The sequence below is a fragment of the Pseudomonas sp. 05L36 genome, assembly GCF_056398125.1.
On the sequence record NZ_JBFTOU010000015.1, the window covers coordinates 49,436 to 69,861 of the forward strand.

The window sequence follows — 20,426 nt, forward strand, 5'->3', positions numbered from 1 at the left end:
TCCTTTAAGGATTCAATATAAAAATAGGTAAACAGATGGCTTTGGCCGTCACACCCCCAAGGATAGACGGCAATTGCAAGGACTCAGCTCAATATGGAGACGGTCCCCAGGTATTTCAAGGCGCGCGGCAGATTGTCGCAATCCAGACTGTCCAGCCAATGCAGATCAGTCCAACTGCGCAGCCAGGTGAACTGGCGTTTCGCCAATTGGCGCGTGGCAATGATTCCACGCTCCTGCATCTCGGCTGACGTCAGCTTGCCATCCAGGTAGTCCCAGACTTGGCGGTAGCCTACTGCACGTATAGACGGCATCCCGGCATGCAGGTCACCTCTATTACGCAGGGCTACGACCTCGTCAATGAATCCCTGTTCCAACATTAAAGTGAATCTTTGTTTAATTCGCTCGTGTAGTACCTGACGATTTGCCGGAGCAATGGCCAAGTTCGCGACAGTATAGGGCAATTGTTGGTGTCCCGAAGCGGCTGCTTCAGTACTTTGCGCACTTTGTTGCAAACGCAGGGCAGTCATGCTCTGACCGCTGACACGATAAACTTCCAGTGCTCGACTCAATCGCTGGGGATCGTTCGGATGAATCCGCGCCGCGGAAACCGGATCAATGACCGCCAACTGGTCGTGCAAGGCTTGCCAGCCAAGGCGTGCAGCCTCTTCTTCGATCTGCGCGCGGACGTCGGGATCGGCCGCCGGCATATCCGCCAGACCTTCAACCAAAGCCTTGTAATAGAGCATGGTGCCGCCCACCAGCAGCGGAATTTTTCCGCGCGCGGTGATATCGGCCATGGCTTCCAGGGCATCACGGCGGAAATCCGCGGCCGAATAGCTCTCGGCCGGGTCGAGAATATCGATCAGGCGATGCGGGTATTGCGCCAGCAGCTCTTTGGAAGGCTTGGCGGTGCCGATGTCCATGCCACGGTAGACCAGCGCCGAATCGACGCTGATCAACTCGCACGGCAGGACCTTGGTGAGTTCGATGGCCAGATCGGTCTTGCCGGCGGCGGTCGGGCCCATCAGGAAAATCGCAGGTGGGAACTGGCTCATCAACGACCGCGCAAGAAGAGTTTGTCCAGATCGTCCAGGCCCAGCTGGGTCCAGGTCGGTCGGCCATGGTTGCATTGACCGCTGCGCTCGGTGCTTTCCATGTCACGCAGCAAACCGTTCATTTCCGGCAGGGCCAAACGCCGATTTGCACGAACCGCACCGTGGCAGGCCATGGTCCCGAGCAACTCATTCAAGTGCGCCTGAATGCGGTCGCTGGTGCCGAACTCCATCAGGTCGGCCAGGACGTCGGCGACCAACCGGTTGGCTTCCGCCTGCTTGAGCAGCGCCGGAATCTGCCGGATCGCCAGGGTTTCCGGGCCCAGGCGTTGCAATTCAAAGCCCAGGCGCTGGAACCAGGCGACATGTTCCTCGGCGCAATCGGCTTCACGCTGACTGACGGCCAGGGACTCCGGTACCAGCAACGGCTGGCCGCTCAGACCCTCGCTGGCCATCGCCACCTTCAGACGCTCATACATGATCCGCTCGTGGGCGGCATGCATGTCCACCAGCACCAGGCCCTGGGCATTTTCCGAAAGAATGTAGATGCCCTTGAGTTGTGCCAGTGCATAACCGAGCGGCGGGATGTCGTCCTGCCCGGCCGGTAGCGCAACGGCATTGGCCTCGGGCAGCGGCGCAAAGAACTCGCGATAGGCGGCCTGCGCTTCGGTGACAGGCACACCGGACTGCGGACGCGGCGTGTATTGATACTGATAACCCGCGCCAGCTCCCGAACCCGCCGGCGTATTGAACGACGGCTGAGCCTGAGGCTGTTCCAGCAGCGCATTGGCGGCCAGGCGCATTTCGCCCTGGGGCCCGAATTCACCGGCTTCGAGACCGGAAGGCCGGACGATGGCCGTGGCAACTGGCGCCGCCAGATGATCGTCCGGTCGCACATCGCCCAAGGCACGGTGCAAGGTGCCATAGAGAAAATCGTGAACCATGCGTCCCTCACGGAAGCGCACTTCGTGCTTGGTCGGGTGCACGTTGACGTCCACACCGGTCGGATCGACTTCGAAAAACAGCACGAAGGTCGGGTGCCGACCATTGAACAGCACGTCGCGATAAGCCTGGCGTACCGCGTGAGCCACCAGTTTGTCGCGCACGGCACGGCCATTGACGAAGAAATACTGCAAGTCGGCCTGGCTGCGGTTGAAGGTCGGCAGCCCGACCCAACCCCATAGATGCAGGCCGTTGCGCTCGATCTCGATCGGCAGCGCCTGCTCCAGGAAGCCCGGCCCGCAGATCGCTGCCACGCGCCGGGCACGGGCCGCATCATCATGGGCCTCGTGCAGGCTGAGGATGGTCTTGCCGTTGTGGCGCAGATGGAACGCCACATCGAAGCGCGCCAGGGCCAGGCGCCTGATCACTTCTTGCAGGTGATCGAATTCGGTTTTTTCAGTCTTGAGAAATTTGCGCCGCGCCGGCGTATTGAAGAACAGGTCGCGCACTTCAACCGATGTGCCCACCGGATGGGCCGCGGGCTGCACGCGAGGCGCCATGTCCCGGCCTTCGGTCTCGACCTGCCAGGCCTGATCGGCGTCGCGGGTGCGCGAGGTCAGGGTCAGGCGCGCCACGGAGCTGATCGATGCCAGAGCCTCACCGCGAAACCCCAGGCTCATGACCTGCTCGAGGTCTTCCAGGTTGCGGATTTTGCTGGTGGCGTGACGGGCCAGGGCCAGCGGCAGGTCATCGGCGGAAATGCCGCTGCCATCGTCGCGCACCCGCAGCAATTTGACGCCGCCCTGCTCCACATCGACATCGATACGCTTGGCGCCGGAGTCGAGGCTGTTTTCCAGCAACTCCTTGATCACCGAAGCCGGGCGTTCGACCACCTCACCCGCCGCAATCTGGTTCGCCAGTCGCGGGCTGAGCAGCTCGATGCGAGCGCTGTTGTTCACGACTTGGTTCATTCTTTGGCCGCCAGTTCAGTGCCCGGAATAGTCAGGTGCTGACCGATCTTGAGCTCATCGCTCGACAGGTTGTTGGCACTGCGCAGGGTGGCGGGCGACACTTGATAGCGCACGGCGATCATCGCCAGGGTCTCGCCCGGGTTGACGCGGTGGTCACGTGGACCTTGCACAATCTTGCCGGAGTCGCGCAGCCAGGCAATGTAAGTGCCCGGCGGCGGGTTCTGCTGGAAGAACTGGCGCACGCCGCTGCTGATCGAACGCGCCAGCGCCTGCTGGTGGCTGGACGCAGCAAGCTTCGAGGCTTCGTCAGCGTTGGAGATAAACCCGGTTTCCACCAGGATCGACGGAATATCCGGCGACTTCAGCACCATGAACCCGGCCTGCTCGACCCGCTGCTTGTGCAGGGGCGTAACCCGGCCAATGTTGCTCAACACCTTCTGGCCAACGTTCAGGCTGGACGTCAGGGATGCGGTCATCGACAGGTCGAGCAGCACGCCAGCGAGCATGCGGTCCTTGTCATCGAGGCTGACGTTGCCGGCACCACCGATCAGGTCGGAACGGTTTTCGCTGTCGGCCAGCCAACGGGCCGTCTCCGAAGTCGCGCCGCGATCAGACAGGGCAAATACCGAAGCACCGAAAGCGGCGGCAGAAGGCGCTGCATCGGCATGAATCGAGACGAACAGGTCGGCGCCTTTCTTGCGGGCAATTTCGGTACGGCCGCGCAACGGAATGAAGTAGTCACCGGTACGGGTCAGTTCGGCGCGGAAGCCTTTCATGCCGTTGACCTGCCGTTGCAATTCACGGGCGATGGCCAGTACTACGTCTTTTTCACGCTGACCGCGAGAACCCGAAGCCCCCGGGTCTTCGCCACCGTGACCGGCGTCGATCACCACAATGATATCGCGCTTGCCGGCCGGGGCCGGTGGCAACTTGATCGCCGGTTCCGCAGGTGTGACCGGCACGGCGGGCACCGTGGCGACCGACGGTGTCGGCGCTGGAGGAGGCGCGGCGTCTGCGGCGTTATCGAACAGATCGACCACCAACCGGTTGCCATACTGGGCGTTCGGCGCCAGGGAGAAGCTCTTCGGCGTTACCGCCCTTTTCAGATCGATAACCACCCGTAGGTCGGTCGGCGTGCGTTGAGCCGAGCGCATGGCGGTAATCGGGGTGTTCGAGGTGTTGACGTTGAGCGGCGCACCGAGGGTCGCGCCATTGATGTCGATGACCAGGCGATCCGGAGCCGTCAGGGTAAAGACGCTGTGTTGCACCGGGCCGGTCAGGTCAAACACCAGTCGTGTGTTGTCCGGTGCCCGCCACAGACGAACACTGTTGACCTTCGAATCGGCCACAGCGTCGACGGTCACCGCCAAAAACAACACCCCTACGGCAGCCACCAACGCGCGAAAGCGCATACCTAACCCCATCATCTATTTGGATTCCAATGCCAAAGCGGCACACCAGGCCTCGCCACGCGAGCCCTGGGATAAAATTTTCAGCGAACGCCCGCTGTCTTGCGGGCTAATGGTAATGGTCAGGTCGGGCTTTGGCAAAAAGCCTGCACCTTTGTCGGGCCACTCGATCAGGCACAGCGCGTCGTCTTCGAAGTAGTCGCGGATACCGAGGAACTCCAGTTCCTCCGGATCGACCAGACGGTACAAATCGAAATGGAAGGCGCGAATATCGCCGATCTCGTAGGGTTCAACCAGGGTGAACGTCGGGCTTTTTACTGCCCCGGCATGCCCCAGGCCACGGATAATGCCTCGGGACAAGGTTGTTTTGCCCATCCCCAGGTTGCCCTCGAGGAAGATCAGGCCATGGCCTTGGGTGATTCGGGCAATGCGTGCACCAAAGTCGCTCATGGCCTGCTCATCAGCCAGGTACAGGGTTACTTCAGACACGGTGCTTGCTCCTCCAACAACTGACGAATGGCTGGAATCAGATCACTGGCCGCCAGCCCACGGCCGAATTTTCCTTGTTGCTCGCCGGCATTGGCATGCAGCCAGACCGCCAGGCAGGCTGCGTCAAATGGCTCCATGCCCTGGGCCAGCAATGCGCCGATCAACCCGGCCAACACATCGCCCAAACCGGCGGTGGCCATGGCCGGGTGCCCCTGATGACACAGCGCCAGACGCCCATCGGGATGGGCGATCAGGCTGCCGGCACCTTTTAAGACGACGACAGCTGTATATTTTTTGCTCAATGCATGGGCCGCTGCCGGTCGATCGGCTTGAACCTGTAGCGTACTCATTCCAAGCAAACGCGCCGCCTCGCCCGGATGCGGGGTGATCACGCAATCCTTGGGCAAACTCACACGCTCCTCGGCCAACAGGTTCAGCGCATCGGCGTCCCAGACTTGCGGCAGCGGTGCGTTGGCGGCGGTCGACAACAAGCTGCGCCCCCAACCCGCCTGCCCCAGCCCCGGACCGACAACCAACACGGAAACTTTTTGCAGCAAAACCATCAACTGATTGGCCGACGAAGTGCCCAGCACCATCGCCTCGGGGATCCGCGCCAGCGCGGCGGACACGTGTTCGCTACGGGTCGCCACCGACACCATGCCCGCCCCGCTGCGCAGCGCACTTTGCGCGCTCAGCAGAATCGCGCCACCCAACCCGCGATCACCACCGATCAGCAGCACATGGCCGAATCGGCCTTTATGGGAGGTCGGGGTCCGGGGCGCTGGACGCGGAAGGTTAGCGGCCGTCAGACGACGAGCGGTGAACGCCGCGCCACCAATCAACTGCGAATCGGCGTGCAAGTCATTGAACACCAGTTCGCCGACCACATCCGCCGCATCACCGGTGAACAACCCCACCTTCAAGCCAATGAACGTGACCGTCAGGTCGGCATGCACGGCATGACCAAGGATGCGGCCCGTATCAGTGCACAACCCTGACGGAATATCCACTGCCGCAACCGGCAGTCCGCTGGCATTGATCGCGCCGATGGCGCTGGCATACGGCTCACGCACATCGCCGCTCAGGCCGGTACCAAGCAAAGCATCCAGCACAATACCGCGCAATCCGGATTGTGCCGTCCAGGGCTCGATGAGCACGTTTTCAGACACCGCCTCGGCATGGGCCAACGCCGCATCACCCTGCAAGCGCTGCGGATCCCCCACCGCCAGCACCCGCACCGACCAACCGGCACGCTGGGCCAACACAGCCACCAGATACCCGTCCCCGGCATTGTTGCCATGACCGGCCAGCACACTCAATTCGCTCGCTGTCGGCCATTGCCGCACCAGCGCCCGCCACGTCGCCCGCGCCGCGCGCTGCATCAATTCGAAGCCCGCTGCGCCGGCGGCGATCAGGCTCGCGTCGAGTGCTCGCACCTGGGCGGCGCTATACAGCGCGTCGGGTAATTCATCTTTAGTGTGCGGCATGCGTCTTCGGGCTCCGATGTCTGGCAGAATTATACGCACCTCAGCTCCGGTTTCTCTCGTCTCATGCCCGCTATTACCACAGACCTGCCCACCCTCGCCCAATCCATCAAGGACTGGGGCCGCGAGCTGGGCTTCCAGCAAGTCGGCATCAGCGGCCTCGACCTGGCCGAGCATGAGCAGCACCTGGAACGCTGGCTCGAAGCCGGCTACCACGGCGAAATGGACTACATGGGCGCCCACGGCAGCAAACGCTCGCACCCCGAAGAGCTGGTGCCGGGCACTTTGCGCGTGGTTTCGCTGCGCATGGACTACCTGGCCGGCGACACCCAAATGGCGAAAGTGTTGGCCAAACCGGAAAAAGCCTACGTCTCCCGTTATGCCCTGGGTCGCGATTACCACAAGCTGATCCGCAAACGCGTGCAACAACTGGCGGAAAAAATTCAGGCCGAGATCGGCCCGTTTGGGTATCGCGCCTTCGTCGACAGCGCGCCGGTGCTGGAAAAAGCCATCGCCGAACAGGCGGGGCTTGGATGGATCGGCAAAAATACCCTGGTCTTGAATCGCAAGGCAGGCAGTTATTTCTTCCTCGCCGAACTGTTCGTCGACTTGCCGCTGCCGGTAGACCCGCCCCACGCCACCGAACACTGCGGGCGGTGCAGCGCCTGCCTCGACATCTGCCCGACCAACGCCTTCGTCGGCCCCTATGTGCTGGATGCCCGACGCTGCATTTCCTACCTGACCATCGAACTCAAAGGCGCCATCCCTGAGGACCTGCGGCCGCTGATCGGCAATCGGGTGTTCGGTTGCGATGATTGCCAGATTGTCTGCCCGTGGAACCGCTTCGCCCGTCCGTCCGGTGAAAGCGACTTCAAGCCGCGGCACAATCTGGACAACGCCGGGCTGGCAGAACTGTTCATGTGGGATGAAGAGAAGTTTCTCAGCAGCACCGAAGGCTCGCCGCTGCGCCGGACCGGTTACGAAAACTGGTTGCGCAATCTGGCGGTAGGGCTGGGAAATGCGCCTTCAACGATTCCGGTGCTGGAAGCGCTGAAGGCGCGACGGGAACATCCGTCGGAGCTCGTAAGAGAGCATGTGGAGTGGGCGCTGAAGCAGCACGCCGATCGCCTGAACTGAGTCAGCCGACAACCGGGAGTATCAGTGAAATTCAGGTGTGACCACCTACTTGCAATATTTCAACCATGCGATCGGTGTCATCCACCAGAAAGGTCACCCGATCCTTTGCCCCTATCCGTACTTCATATCGGCTCAGCTTTTTCTCAAGCAGCGTGTACTTGGGGTCCCCCATTCTCCTGGATGCCTCCACCGGAGAGAGTCCCTCATTGGCAATGCTGTCTTTGAATACTTCATATTGGTCCATCGAGCTTTGGCTCAAGTCCGACTTGATATTCTTCTCCTTTGGCTCTTTAAGGGTCCACTTCTTGGGGGCATCATCCGTTTTTTCGCCAGCCTTTGCTGCCTTGGCCGCGGCTTTCGCACCTTTGCCTTTTACCACTGATGACCCAGCCCTCGAACTACCTCCGTTCATGCCTCTCGCCATGGACTTGCCTGCCTCCCTGGAGCCTCCGCTCAAGCCTGGTTTAAAGGCATTCACCATTTTATTCCCCCACTGAACAGCACTTTTGCCAAGGGCTCCCAACCCGGCGCCTGCCGACAGCACACCGGTAGCCAGGCTCGCCCAGCCGAGGATTTCTCCGACACCCGATTCCGGAGCTACTTCATCGACGATGATGCCGGCAATTCCCAACGTCGCAGAGGACACCGCCAGCGTCAGGCCGATAACCGCCAATGGCGTCGCCGCTCCCATCGTCACGACGCTCAGGGCAAACCCGGCAATCGACAGGGCGATCCCCAACAAGGCCTTCCAGAAGTGCCCGGTGGGGTCGACCCGATTGATCGGATCGCCACCGCAATAGGCATAGGGATTCAACCCGCCCGCACCGAACGGGCTCATGCTATCCGGGCTGAGGAAGCGCATCAGCGCAGGGCTGTAAGCCCGATAGCCATTGCCCAGCAGATACAACCCCGTCAACGGATCGAGTTGCTCGCCGCTGAATCCCAGCACGCTGAACAGCCCGCCTTCCGCCGGACGATGCCCGTATGGGCTATAGGCGAAGTCCCGACGCTGCGCCCCCGTCACTTCAGTCAACACATTGCATTGTTGATCAGTACCCAGAAGTCCAGTCCCGGCACCCTGCCCCTGCCGGTTCTGCCCCAATACAACATCAGCGTTGCGCAAACAGGTGCGCTTGTCCTGGCCACGCACTTCGTTGATCACTCGCCCTTCGCGATAATAACGCTGGGTTGCCGGGCCGGCCGGCTGCGACAACTCGACCAGACGATCCTGCGCATCATAGTGATAACCACGCACCACCGCTCCGACGGCGCTGGCCACTTGAGTCAGGCGCCCCAGTGCGTCGTACGTCAGTATGCGGGCCTGTTCATCCTCGATTAACTTTCCGTTGGCGTCGTACCGCAGCACCACCGGTGCCGGGTAATCCTTGTGACTGTGCTGAATGCCGATCAATTGAGTGGGATCGCAGGGACTGTAATTGTAGGAAGCGAGGTTTTTACCGCCGGGAAATTCGGTTTCCAGCGTGACGATGTTGTCTATCGCGTCGAACACATAGGTTTGCTTGACGATCTCTTTGCCGTACGGATCTCGGGGCCGGTGCGTACCAATGCTGCTGTACTGGCTCAATCGCCCGCGTTTGTCATAGCTGAAGCGCTCGTCACGCAAGACCACATTGCCGTTTTTCAAGGTCCTTTGCGCCAGCTTGCTGGCCGGAGTGTAACTAGAGGTCAGTGTGTGGGTACCCGACCCGCTGACCTCGAAACTGCGCGATATCTCTCGCCCCAGATCGTCGTATGCAAGGTCGGTTACCAGCGAACGGGTACCCGTCTTATCCTGTGCGTTGACCCTCGTCAATTGGCCGAGCGCGTTGTAAGTGAATGCCGCCTTGAGCGCATGGTGTTCAAACGATTTAGGGCGTCCGAACTCATCGTAAGTGGTCGCGTGTCGGTTCCCGATCACATCGGTGCAGGTCAAGGGGCGTCCGCCCAAGGAATAGGTATAAAATGCCTTCTCCTGCTTCGCACCCACGATCGAGACTTCACGTTTGAGTCGCCCGGAAGGGTAGTACTCGAAACGGCTCTCGCGTCCTTGCTCGGTACACATCGTCGGAAGACCAAGCTTGGGGTGATAGGTATAGCTGGCAAGTAAATCGCTGGCTTTGCGTTGTGTCACTTGCCCACCGAGGTTGCGCTCATAGAGGTATTCAACCCTCTCGCCGCCCGATGCCAGCTCCCAGGCCGGTTTACTGAAACCGCCCTCGAACCCTGCCGTGGCCACCCGCCCACCGACCTTGGACTGGGTCAACCGTCCGAGCCCGTCAAAGGTCTGCTGGCCCAGGCTACGCCCCGCGACTGTCACCTCGACGGGTAATTGGCCATGGCTCTGGGGCGCATACTCGGTTTCCACTATATTGCCATCCGGCAAAACGCTACGCCGAAGTCGATTGAATACGTCGTACTGGTAGAGCGTTTTGTTGCCGGACGGATCAGTCTGACTGACGCCCCGCCCGAGTCCGTCATATTCGTGAAGGGTCTTGCCCAGGCTCCCACCCTTGAGGTCAAACAGTTCGATGCTTTCGGGCTTGCCGAAATTCTTGTAGGCCGTGACAGTCTTGCCCATGCCTTCCTGCCAACTCGTTTCACGCAAGGTCACAGGGTCATACTCAACGTGTTCTTTGCGCCCATCGGTATGCAGCGTGGTCTTTACCTGACCCCAGTCATCGAAGACAAAGGCGGTTTTGAGTACCAGTGGTGCGCCTTGCAACCAATCAGTCGCAGTCTCTTCGACGAGTTGCCCCACCGCGTTGTATTGCGCCGAATAAACCGTACGCAACGGCCCGTCAGCCTGATCATCTGCGTCCTGCTCTTCGACGCGAATCGTGCGACCCAGGCCGTCATAGGTGACTCGTTGTTGCTGGCCGTTGACGTCGGTGCTGAGCCTCGTCGCGGGGACAGTACTGCCGGCAGCCAATTGATAACGGTTGCTGCGCCTGGCTTCGAACGCCGTACCCGGAGCGATTGTCTCACTCACCATCCGGCCAAGCGCATCGTACTCGAAGATCACCGTTCCTTCGTCTTCGTTCTGCTCGGACAATTTCGCACCATTGAGTAGCGAATAGATCCTGGTTGCCGTAGCGCGAGTGCCGTCAAACCCAGTCAACGTGGTCCGCACCGTGCGGCTAGTATCGCTGTGGCTGTACTGGAACCCGGAGTGAGTCGACTTGCAATTGCAGGTGACGGTTTGCTTTTGCAGCAGACCATGGAGTCGTGGGTCGTCGGGGCGCTCGAAATAAAGCAGGCCGGTTTGTGAGCGCAAGGTTTCGTTGTTCTTTACAAGCTCAAACAATTGCTCCCGCACGGGAACCACGTTTTGTACCGTTGCGCCGCTCACCCCTTGTTGCAACTGATAGCGATAGCGAGTGACGGTCGTTGCGGCCGCCGCGATCCCCTTAGTCGGGGACACCGTTCGTTGCTTTTCGAATCGCACGAATCCCAAAGGATCCGCCGGACAACCCTCAGCACCCGATGCCGGGTAGAACTCGGAGTCCGTCGTTACACCGTTCGAGTCGACCTGTTTAAGCAGGTTGCCAAAAACGTCAAACTCGGTGCGCTGCACCTCATCCCGCGACTGCTTCGTCTCAAGGTTCGTGTAACGTACTGTCTGGATTTTTGGCAATCGGAACTGTGCCGGTTGTTCCGCGAAATCCTTGCGCGGGTCCAAGTGGTACTCAATCAAGTGTGAGGTCACCATCTTTTTACAGGTCGTCACTTCCGACACCTGCAAATGGTACTTATTGTAAGTACGTACCGTAAAACTATGAGTTTTACCCTCCAGCATCACGCGCTCGGTCGATGTATAGGAATAGTCGCCCGCAGCTTGATAGAGATTGTCGCCCTCCGCTGACCACTTGATGCCTTCGGCATTGAACCCCAGAAAATTCTCGTCGGAAAACTCATAGTTCGTGGTTGAGGCTGGCTGGTCGTGCCTAGGGAATACAGTACGCGAATTGACGAATGGAATGGATCGCAGAGGGGCCCCTCGCGGGAATCGATGCCCTGCTTGCTGGTAACCGATGAACTCGCGTGCGCCCAACGGTGAATCGACTTGCGTCAAATAACTGCGACCGCCAAAAACCTCATACGTCAGGTTCCAGAATCCACCGGTAGGCAACCCTATGGATGCAACCCTGTCGTTTATGAGCGTCAGGATAAACTTCGCCTCGCACGGAGTATTTGGATATTGAGTAAAAGTGACGGCTCCCGGGGTGCGTGTAACACTCAGCAAAATTCGCTGATCATCGCTAACATCCTTGAGAACTGGCTGATCGTTGATCGCGCTGTAGTTGAGCTTGATGCTTGTGCCATTTGCCGCCACTATTCGTTTTGGAACGGCGACTTCGCTAGCACTGTAGACTTCCAACTCTTCACGCAAACCACTTTTATGCACGACGTCATAGCGGTTGGGTGATGGCCGACTGGCTTTGAAGGTTTCAAGTTTCAGCTCATCGAAAGTCAGACCTGTAGCCGATACGTTGGCCTTGTACGTTTCACCGCTGGACAGCGTCAAGATCTCAGTCGAAGCGTCAAAGCGGGTCAGTGCAAGCGACCACCCGGCCCCAAAGCCTATATCAATGTCATTGAGCGGATTGAAATACAAATTGATAGGCAAGGAAGGACCGTTCAACCCCCCGGACTTGATCTCACCGACTGTTAAAGCGCATGTATAAATCCCGGTACGAGGATCAACTCCACCCGAAATAAAACCCTGAAAATTAAATGCATTTGAATAAATATGCAGCGAATTCCTGGCAGCCATTTGGCCTCCACTCGTATTGATAACGAAGCACCCTGATGACAAACAGGCGCGCAGACTTCCAATGAAAATCTGCGCGCCAACCGAACATCAGCCTCTGCGCAGGACAAATGCGACTTTACTTACATCGATCCCGATCGACAGTTTATGATCATTGCCGTATTCATCAATAACTGTAAAAGGAAACTCTCCAACCCTGATCTCCCCCCCCATGACATGACTGGCAGAAACACCTTGCACAACCGTCAACTCCCCGGAGCGCATATTTATATCAACCAGATATTGACGAAGTGGCATATTTACTTGGACCGCCCGACCATACGGAGAAGGAAATTCGCCGACAAAGGACTTAACACCCTTCACACCGCTCACCGAACCCGTATTGCAAAATTCTACCGGATACCTATTTTTCGGATTATATTTTGAGCTCTCCCAACTAACCAACTTAAACTGCCTTGACCCCGGATAGAGTCCTAAGTGATATCGATAGAGTGTTTCTCCAGGACGTTCCCCCCCGACCCTTTCCGACTGCCAGATAAACTGATCTGGACTAAAGGTAGCCTTTGGCTGCGCGACAATCAGGACACTGCTGTTTATTTTCTTGCCGTCCGGATTTGTGGCGTTGTTACTTTTATAAACTTTTCCTTGCAACGTCACCTCTACGGCAATTTGCCTCTGCGAGACCTCGGAGGAAGAGACCCAGAAGATAAGAGGCTCACTTCTGCCCGAGGAATAATTCTCGACTGATACAGTTGCAAATCCACCAGGCATTTCATGGGCGTATTTATTTTCCATGGAACTGGCGCTCCAACCCACCAACGGTTTGCCCGTGTAAACCTCTCTTTCCAATGGTTTACCATTGTCGAAGTGAATCAACCTTGCAGAGATCAGATCAGGAAAATAGGGCAGTGATACAGGATCTCCATTTTCATCCTGGGCCTCTACAAAGACCAAGACACGCGTTTGCATCCTGCCATTGGCATATATCTTCTTTGATTCCACTCCAGGGATTTCAAATCTGACCTCCAGCCTGGTTACTTTAGCGATTCGACCGGTCGTGTTTATTTGCAACGCAGACACATCAGAAACAGTCTTGTCATTTAAATCATTAATATCGCTCATCAACATTCCTTGTCATTTATAATTACAACTCTTGGCTGCAGTGGATATCACAACCAGGCACTTAGCCAATCGCTACTTGCCCGACAGCACCAAACAAATAACAAGAAAATAAATTTACAGCCACCTGCAAGATTAACGGCTTATTTCAGACCTTTTGCCAAATAACTCCAAACACCCAACCCATTTTTAATGACTACAAGGCTGAGGACCGCACAAATACTCGCCCCCCGCTTTTTCAGAGCATACTCACATCAACCCACTCTTAACTTAATGTTTCTCGACTCTTACTGCTCCACGATTTGTACGACATCGATATACAGCACTACCGCAGCGACACCCGATTCACCGAGCACCGTAAATCAGTCGTCTCCCTCACCACTTTCCACACCACTTTCGTCAAATTCCGACTCATTTTCGACATCATCCTCATCGAACTCTTCTTCTAACGGTTCATCTATCTGAATCAAAACCCGCCGATCCAGGCTCGCATTATTTTTATAATCAGAAACACGTTGCTTGCTTGCCAGACTCAGTGGATTGTCAGAAAAGTTATAGTTCGCCTCACGTGTATCGGGCACATCGAGCAACGCCTCGGGCAGCTCGACAATCTCGTTGAATGTCAGGTCAACAAACGTCAGTTTTTCCAGTGCAAATAGCCCATAGGGCACTTCCGTAAGCCCTGTAGATTTCAATTGGAGCCGCTCAAGCCGCTTCAAATGACCGACTTCGGGACTCATACCCAACGGGTTGTTGTCCAGATCAAGCTCTTCAAGATTTTCCATATGAGCCAGCCCTTCCGCAGTGGCTTCAGTCAGACGCAGATTGCAGTTTTCAAGCGCAAGACTCACAAGCGATCGCATCTGGAAGGTTTCAACCGGAAAGCTGTCCAGACGAACGCCCCTTATCGTCAGGAACTCAAGACCGGGGAAGTTTTTCAAAAAGCTGCCAGCCTTTAGATAATCACTGCTGTTGACCAACAAAAATTCAGACACGTGACTGAAATCCGCCAACAACTCAGGCAAATCACCAATGATGTCCAGTTTTGAATAAAAACGGCGGGTATCGAAACGGTTCTCCGCTGTCAGCTGCCGACTCCAGCAAGCCTTCACGACCTCAATGAATGAAGCCCTGTTGCGCCTTTGAATGGCAGTCGCCTCCGCGGTCAAAGCAATATCCGTCAGCGGATGACGGTGTGGAATATCGGCGCCCCAGACATCCAGATCATTGACCAGCGTCAGGTATTCATTTTCCAGACGAGCCAAGGCCGGCAACGGATTGCCACCCAGTCGGGTTTCGCGCAAGGCCTGTAATTCTTCTTCTGCCAACGTCGGAAAAAGCCTGCGCAGGCGCGGCTCAACGGCACCGGACGCCGTAGGCAGGCTATCGCCTCCCCCCAACAGATACCCGGCGCGCCCAACGGCCAGCCCCATGGGTGAGCGCATGCCGGGCTCCAGCGGTGGCTGTCCGAACAACGTCCGCAACTCGGATCGCGGCAACAGGGTTTGGCGCATGACGGCCTGCTCCAGTTCGCCACCCTGCCCGACATGGGGCCGGCCAAGGGCTTCGCGCTGAGCCTGTGGCAGCGCGTGCTGAACAGAACCATATAAATTGTCGAGGCCATGGAGTTGCTCGCCATGCTCATCAAAGGCCTCGTACTTGCCCTGCTGCCTGACCAGCACCTTGCGTATCGGTGCATCGGGCCGACCGATGCTGTCAAGCAGAGCGCCGCCAACTTGTGCGTCACGTACCTCAATGCGCACATCCGCTGACCAGCCATCCAGTGTCTCAAGCGTATGCAGGGCAAGCACGTCAGTATCCGTACTCGATAGCGCCTCCAGGTAGAGCCCCTCATACGCACGATTGAGCCGCACTTCACGCAAATAGAACAACGCCTCATGCGCCATCCGCCGTGGCATGCCATGCCTGTTTTGCAGATGCAGGCGCTCTGCGGAACTGGCCTCGGCCCACAACTCTTGTGCGATCGCCCGCGGCAATTGTGGGAACACCCGACGCATTTGCTGTGCAGGGGTGTCAGCGCCCGATTCGAACGTATCGTCAAGAACCCTGAACAATTGTTCGCGAGAGGTTTGTGCCCATTGCGCCATCCGTCCGCGCAGCAACGAGGCACGGACCGACAGGGAAGGCAGGGAATCGCCAGACGCCGGGCTTAATCCCAGGAGTTTCTTCAGCGCTCCCTCCTCCAGTGTCGTCACAACGGTTTGAATCACGTTACCGTTACGCAACTGTCCCTCGGACAAATTCACTTGCCGAGTCTTCAGCAGGTGCAATTGCAGGCGCACGTCAGCCTTGGCGTAAAGCACCGGATCGGCACTACCCACATGATGACTAAACGCCCTGAGTTGCTCATCGAGCCTGAAGCGTCGAATCGTATCGCCCAGCAAGGCCGGCGGGCGTGTTGAGTGGACATGCAGGTGCCGCAACATGGCTTCGTCGACACCACTGACCGCAAGAATGCGCTGCGCCGTCTCGTCGGAAAATTCCGCCACCGAATGCCCCAGACGCCGGAACAGCTGTGCGCCTTGCCACTCCATCGGTCGCTCGACCTCATGTGCCCAGGCACCCGCACCGTTGTGGACAAGTCGCGGTCGGTAGGCTCCCGGCCGCTGTGGGTGACGAGCGTGATAGGTGCCACTGTTCGCATCGGCGCCCACTTCATAGGTACGGTCTTCAAGCGTCAGAAAAGCTTTGCCTGCCCGATGATGCAATCCCAGTTCATCCACTCCTGAGCCTGCGGGCAGCGATATACGTTGCTCATAGGGCTTGAGATCAGGATTCCACAAACGCGTGCGGCCGTCGTCCAGTACAACCGGTTCAAGGCTCTCGACAAACACCGAAGGTTTGACGGCCAACAACCTCCCGGCTACCGCCCCAGCAACCCCGAACCCGCCCAGTTGCGCCAGGTTTTCTGCGATGTCCAGAAGGTGGCCCGTGGCCTCGATCACCTGCCCTTCAGCCCAATCGAGAATGCCGGTAAAGGTTTCGTCCAACAGTTGATAAGCGGTATACGCCAGCATCAACTCGCCCAAAAACGGTACAAACGGCATTGCCACCACGGTGGCGACCTGGAGGATGATGGATGCCACTTTCTGCACACTGTCCCAAAACGCCCAGCGCGACTGGCGGTCTTCGTCCGCCGTGGGCACCGCGATGATGCGTGCGTCGTTGAGGATTTTGTTCAGCGATTCCTGGTACAACCACTGCCACGGGTCGCCCTGAACCTGGTGCACGTCAAATCGCAGCAAGGGATTGTCCACTCGTGTGCGACGCCAGGCAGGTTGCGGGTCACCGGGTTGCGGGGGATGCCACGCCACAACATTCAGAGACTGGTCGAGCGCGGCAAAAAACGCCCCGCGCTGTTCATGGGCGATAAACCGGGCAAAAAACCTTTGGTAGGCCGGTGAGCGCAGTTGCTCAATCAATGTCGCCCTGAACACCGACGTCGACGGATATTCCTTGATCGGGTGCTGTGGATCATCGGGTATGTACACCAAAAGCGGCTCAACGCTGGAGGAATGTTCCAGATCACTCGCCAGCAACATGATCCCGGTCAGCCGGGCCGACATGATCTGCAATTGATAACAATGCACGGCAGGGCTGCGCACGCCATCAAACAGGCGCAACAGCAAGGCCTGTGAATCCGCGCCAATATCCCCTTTCATCCGCGCCAACAACACAGCCGCTCTGAATCCGTCCTTTTGGCTGGTTTTGACTCTGTATTCCAGGCCCGCTTTGGCTACCGCATCCTCCGGTAATAATATGGCTTCCAGTTGCTGTGAGTACTGACCACCAATATCCAAATCGCGACAAATCGAAATAAACGCATCAACACCTATTCGCTCATTAATCGACAGAATATTGAAGTGGCCACGAATATCGGGCTCACTGATAAAACAAGAAGCACTGTCAAAGTAACTCGCAGCCGATTCTTTCGCTTCGAAGTTATGCAGCGCCGCATCAAGCAGGGAAAGGGTTTTAACCTGATACCCCTTCAAAATGCCCGTTGGCAGGTAGAGCCGCAGAAACGTCCGGGAGACGTCCAGTTCAACACCAAAACGATCTTTCAATGCCTTATGGAGCAAAGGCTCGGCAAACCGACGGACATCGGCAAGCGGCTCGAACACTTTATCCAGCCTGGACTGCGACAACCAGGCAGTCTTGATAGCTTGGGCCAGGGCGGCGTGAGAGGCTTCTGATGCGGTTCTGTACCAATCAGCAACGGCGACAGCTGCTCTACGTAGCGCCAAGCGTCTGTCAGGTAACGCCTGGATTAGCCAGTTCGGGACTTTTTCTTCGATGAATCGATTACGACTATTACCTGTGCATTTCTCTGAACATTCGTCAACCATTACAAGTAGCCTATAAACTGAAATGAAAATCCAGCTTATAAAAAGTAACAGCTCATAAAGTGCTAAATAATTACCGCACATTCACTTGAAGCAATAAGAGCCGTAACACTCACTGTTCGTCGTTATAAACAAACTTGGGCATTTCCCAATGAAAACGGATCGCCAGCAAGCGCAGCAGAAAACCGCCGAACAGGGTGATCAGAATCGATTGTTCATCGGGTAATTGCAGATAAATGCAGAGCATGTAGCACCACGCTGCCGCAAACGACACGCTGGCATAGAGCTCACGCCGGAAGATCAGCGGAATGTCATTGCAGAAGATGTCCCGCAGGATGCCGCCGAAAACCCCGGTGATCACGCCGCTGACCGAGGCCACCAACATGCCGTGGCCCATTTCCAGGGCGGTGATGCAGCCGATCAGGGTGAACGCCACCAGGCCCATGGCATCGAGCACCAGGAACAGTGAACGCAGATGGCGCATCCAACGCGCCGTGAACACTGTGATCATGGCGGCAGCCGTGGTCAGCACCAGGTATTCCGGGTGTTTGACCCACGTCAGCGGGTAATGCCCGAGCAGCACATCACGCACCGACCCGCCCCCCAGCGCCGTGACGCAAGCGATCAGCACCACACCGAACCAGTCCATGCCACGACGCCCTGCAGACAGGGCGCCGGTCATGGCTTCGGTGGTGATGGCGATCAGGTAGAGCATCAGCAGCATGGTGGCGATCCTTGCAAAAAGGCGCGAAGTCTACTCACTTCACCAAAGCCTACAACCCCCTGTAGGAGCTGCCGCAGGCTGCGACCTTTTGACTTTGGTGTTCAAGATCAAAAGATCGCAGCCTGCGGCAGCTCCTACACAAGGACCGTGGGCCGTATCAGAACTTGATGAAATGCTTGCGGTAGTGCTGCAACTCGGCGATGGATTCGCGGATGTCGTCCAGAGCCAGGTGGGTGCTGCCCTTCTTGAAGCTGTCACGCACGTCCGGTGCCCAGCGCGCGGCCAGCTCTTTGAGCGTGGACACGTCGAGGTTGCGGTAGTGGAAATAGCTTTCCAAAGATTTCATGTGGGTATAAAGGAAGCGACGGTCCTGGCAGATGCTGTTGCCGCAGATCGGCGACTTGCCCTTCGGCACCCACTTTTCCAGGAAGGCGATGGTTTCGGCTTCGGCTTCGGCCATGCTGATGCGGCTGTCGCGAACCCGCTGGGTCAGCCCGGAACCGCCGTGCTGACGGGTGTTCCACTCATCCATGCCAGCGAGGATTTCGTCGCTGTGGTGAATGGCGATCACCGGACCTTCGGCCAGGGTGTTCAGGTCACTGTCGGTGACGATGGTGGCCATTTCGATGATGACGTCGGTGTCCGGGTTCAGACCAGTCATTTCCAGGTCGATCCAGATCAGGTTCTGTGGGTTTTGCATGTTTGGCTCCTAGGCAATGCTGCGCAGTTTAGCCTAGGCCGGTAGCCGGGCGTGCTAAACTCGCGGCCGTTTTACCTAATCGCTGCATTCTTTATACGGAACACCCATGGCCAAACGCCAACTCAATCGTCGTCAAAACTGGCGCATCGAAAAGATTCAGGGCGAACGCGCTGCCCGCGCCGCCAAACGCGAGTCCTCGGCTGTCGAGGCGCTTGAAGGTGGCGATCTGGGCCCGGAACAGCACGGTCTGGTGATCGCGCACTTCGGCGTGCAGGTCGAAGTCGAGGCCCGTGATGGCGAACTGGCCGGCCAGGTCTTCCGTTGCCACCTGCGCGCCAACCTGCCGGCGCTGGTGACCGGCGATCAGGTGGTCTGGCGTGCCGGCAACCAGGGTATCGGCGTGATCGTGGCGCAACTGCCGCGCAACACCGAGCTGTGTCGCCCGGATAGCCGTGGTCAGCTCAAGCCGGTTGCGGCGAACGTCGACATGATCGTCATCGTGTTTGCACCGCTGCCCGAGCCCCACGCCAACCTGATCGACCGCTATCTGGTGGCGGCCGAGCATGCGGGCATCAAGCCGCTGTTGCTGCTGAACAAATTCGACCTGATCGACGACAACAACGCACCAGCGCTGAATGCCTTGCTCGCGGTTTACCGCACCCTCGGCTATCCGGTGCTGGAAGTGTCGGCGCACCACGGCAACGGCATGGAGCAGTTGCAGAAGCAACTCGACGGACGCATCAGCGTGTTCGTCGGCCAGTCTGGTGTCGGCAAATCGTCGCTGGTCAATAGCCTGCTGCCGGAAGTCGAAGCCCGTGTCGGCCCGTTGTCCGAACTGTCCGGCCAGGGCACCCACACCACCACTACCGCGCGGTTGTTCCACTTCCCCGGCGGCGGTGAGTTGATCGACTCCCCGGGTATCCGTGAATTCGGCCTGGGCCACGTCAGCCGTGCCGACGTCGAAGCCGGTTTCATCGAGTTCAACGATCTGCTCGGCACCTGCCGCTTCCGTGACTGCAAGCATGATCGCGAACCCGGTTGCGCCCTGCTCAAGGCCCTGGAAGACGGCCGCGTGCAGCAGCAACGGATGAACAGCTACCGCTCGATCATCGCCAGCCTGCCGGAAAACGGCTACTAAACAGACGTGCCGGCCGCCCTGCCTTCAGCGGGGCGGCCGGTGGCTGGATCTTCCCCCGCTTAAACATCAGACCTTTCTGTAAGACGCGCGCACGCTCGCTTGTAGGGCATTTCTCTTTCCGCG

At 58.0% G+C, this 20,426-nt stretch carries 12 protein-coding genes; 2 read left to right on the top strand and 10 right to left on the bottom strand.

Annotated elements, in window-relative coordinates; genetic code table 11:
- Window positions 1-83 precede the first annotated feature (83 nt).
- From miaA to AC1DKH_RS16935, 5 genes are read right to left on the bottom strand one after another with little or no spacing between them, the layout of a single operon-like run.
- Window positions 84-1,055 carry a tRNA (adenosine(37)-N6)-dimethylallyltransferase MiaA gene (gene miaA / locus AC1DKH_RS16915; RefSeq protein ID WP_477798715.1) on the bottom strand — a complete coding sequence of 324 codons (972 nt, stop codon included), beginning with the start codon at window positions 1,053-1,055 and terminating at the stop codon, window positions 84-86.
- On the bottom strand, window positions 1,055-2,965 hold the full coding sequence (gene mutL, locus AC1DKH_RS16920) for a DNA mismatch repair endonuclease MutL (RefSeq protein ID WP_477798716.1): 1,911 nt from the start codon (window positions 2,963-2,965) through the stop codon (window positions 1,055-1,057). Before mutL ends, miaA begins: the two co-directional genes overlap by 1 nt.
- Window positions 2,962-4,392: an N-acetylmuramoyl-L-alanine amidase gene (locus AC1DKH_RS16925; RefSeq protein ID WP_477754993.1), complete on the bottom strand. Its 1,431-nt coding sequence runs from the start codon at window positions 4,390-4,392 to the stop codon at window positions 2,962-2,964. Before AC1DKH_RS16925 ends, mutL begins: the two co-directional genes overlap by 4 nt.
- Window positions 4,393-4,863, bottom strand: coding sequence for a tRNA (adenosine(37)-N6)-threonylcarbamoyltransferase complex ATPase subunit type 1 TsaE (tsaE, locus tag AC1DKH_RS16930; protein WP_008016901.1), 471 nt, complete (start codon window positions 4,861-4,863; stop codon window positions 4,393-4,395).
- On the bottom strand, window positions 4,851-6,350 hold the full coding sequence (locus AC1DKH_RS16935; RefSeq protein ID WP_477798717.1) for an NAD(P)H-hydrate dehydratase: 1,500 nt from the start codon (window positions 6,348-6,350) through the stop codon (window positions 4,851-4,853). The genes tsaE and AC1DKH_RS16935 overlap by 13 nt, the downstream gene beginning before the upstream one ends.
- A 63-nt stretch (window positions 6,351-6,413) precedes the next feature.
- Here AC1DKH_RS16935 and queG point away from each other — a divergent pair, with 63 nt between their 5' ends.
- Window positions 6,414-7,484: a tRNA epoxyqueuosine(34) reductase QueG gene (gene queG / locus AC1DKH_RS16940; protein ID WP_477798718.1), complete on the top strand. Its 1,071-nt coding sequence runs from the start codon at window positions 6,414-6,416 to the stop codon at window positions 7,482-7,484.
- Window positions 7,485-7,515: 31 nt separating this feature from the next.
- Here queG and AC1DKH_RS16945 read toward each other — a convergent pair whose 3' ends face one another.
- The 5 genes from AC1DKH_RS16945 to orn all read right to left on the bottom strand — a co-directional run bounded on the left by AC1DKH_RS16945 (window position 7,516) and on the right by orn (window position 19,165).
- On the bottom strand, window positions 7,516-12,258 hold the full coding sequence (locus AC1DKH_RS16945; RefSeq protein WP_477798719.1) for an RHS repeat-associated core domain-containing protein: 4,743 nt from the start codon (window positions 12,256-12,258) through the stop codon (window positions 7,516-7,518).
- 87 nt (window positions 12,259-12,345) lie between these two features.
- On the bottom strand, window positions 12,346-13,377 hold the full coding sequence (locus tag AC1DKH_RS16950; protein WP_477798720.1) for a hypothetical protein: 1,032 nt from the start codon (window positions 13,375-13,377) through the stop codon (window positions 12,346-12,348).
- Between the two features lie 359 nt (window positions 13,378-13,736).
- On the bottom strand, window positions 13,737-17,744 hold the full coding sequence (locus AC1DKH_RS16955; RefSeq protein ID WP_477798721.1) for a dermonecrotic toxin domain-containing protein: 4,008 nt from the start codon (window positions 17,742-17,744) through the stop codon (window positions 13,737-13,739).
- 109 nt (window positions 17,745-17,853) lie between these two features.
- Window positions 17,854-18,465: a trimeric intracellular cation channel family protein gene (locus AC1DKH_RS16960; protein ID WP_477798722.1), complete on the bottom strand. Its 612-nt coding sequence runs from the start codon at window positions 18,463-18,465 to the stop codon at window positions 17,854-17,856.
- 157 nt (window positions 18,466-18,622) lie between these two features.
- Window positions 18,623-19,165 carry an oligoribonuclease gene (orn, locus tag AC1DKH_RS16965; RefSeq protein WP_007995036.1) on the bottom strand — a complete coding sequence of 181 codons (543 nt, stop codon included), beginning with the start codon at window positions 19,163-19,165 and terminating at the stop codon, window positions 18,623-18,625.
- Between the two features lie 106 nt (window positions 19,166-19,271).
- Here orn and rsgA point away from each other — a divergent pair, with 106 nt between their 5' ends.
- Entirely contained in the window at window positions 19,272-20,303 is a 1,032-nt protein-coding gene (gene rsgA, locus AC1DKH_RS16970) for a small ribosomal subunit biogenesis GTPase RsgA (protein WP_477754989.1), read from the top strand.
- Window positions 20,304-20,426 lie beyond the last annotated feature (123 nt).

What these genes read in the sequence shown, in the direction of transcription:
- rsgA (WP_477754989.1), top strand. Translation starts at nt 19,272, where the DNA reads ATGGCCAAACGCCAACTCAATCGTCGTCAAAACTGGCGCATCGAAAAG.
- miaA (WP_477798715.1), bottom strand. Translation starts at nt 1,055, where the DNA reads ATGAGCCAGTTCCCACCTGCGATTTTCCTGATGGGCCCGACCGCCGCC.
- queG (WP_477798718.1), top strand. Translation starts at nt 6,414, where the DNA reads ATGCCCGCTATTACCACAGACCTGCCCACCCTCGCCCAATCCATCAAG.
- mutL (WP_477798716.1), bottom strand. Translation starts at nt 2,965, where the DNA reads ATGAACCAAGTCGTGAACAACAGCGCTCGCATCGAGCTGCTCAGCCCG.
- orn (WP_007995036.1), bottom strand. Translation starts at nt 19,165, where the DNA reads ATGCAAAACCCACAGAACCTGATCTGGATCGACCTGGAAATGACTGGT.
- AC1DKH_RS16960 (WP_477798722.1), bottom strand. Translation starts at nt 18,465, where the DNA reads ATGCTGCTGATGCTCTACCTGATCGCCATCACCACCGAAGCCATGACC.
- AC1DKH_RS16945 (WP_477798719.1), bottom strand. Translation starts at nt 12,258, where the DNA reads ATGGCTGCCAGGAATTCGCTGCATATTTATTCAAATGCATTTAATTTT.
- AC1DKH_RS16955 (WP_477798721.1), bottom strand. Translation starts at nt 17,744, where the DNA reads ATGGTTGACGAATGTTCAGAGAAATGCACAGGTAATAGTCGTAATCGA.
- AC1DKH_RS16950 (WP_477798720.1), bottom strand. Translation starts at nt 13,377, where the DNA reads ATGAGCGATATTAATGATTTAAATGACAAGACTGTTTCTGATGTGTCT.
- AC1DKH_RS16925 (WP_477754993.1), bottom strand. Translation starts at nt 4,392, where the DNA reads ATGATGGGGTTAGGTATGCGCTTTCGCGCGTTGGTGGCTGCCGTAGGG.
- AC1DKH_RS16935 (WP_477798717.1), bottom strand. Translation starts at nt 6,350, where the DNA reads ATGCCGCACACTAAAGATGAATTACCCGACGCGCTGTATAGCGCCGCC.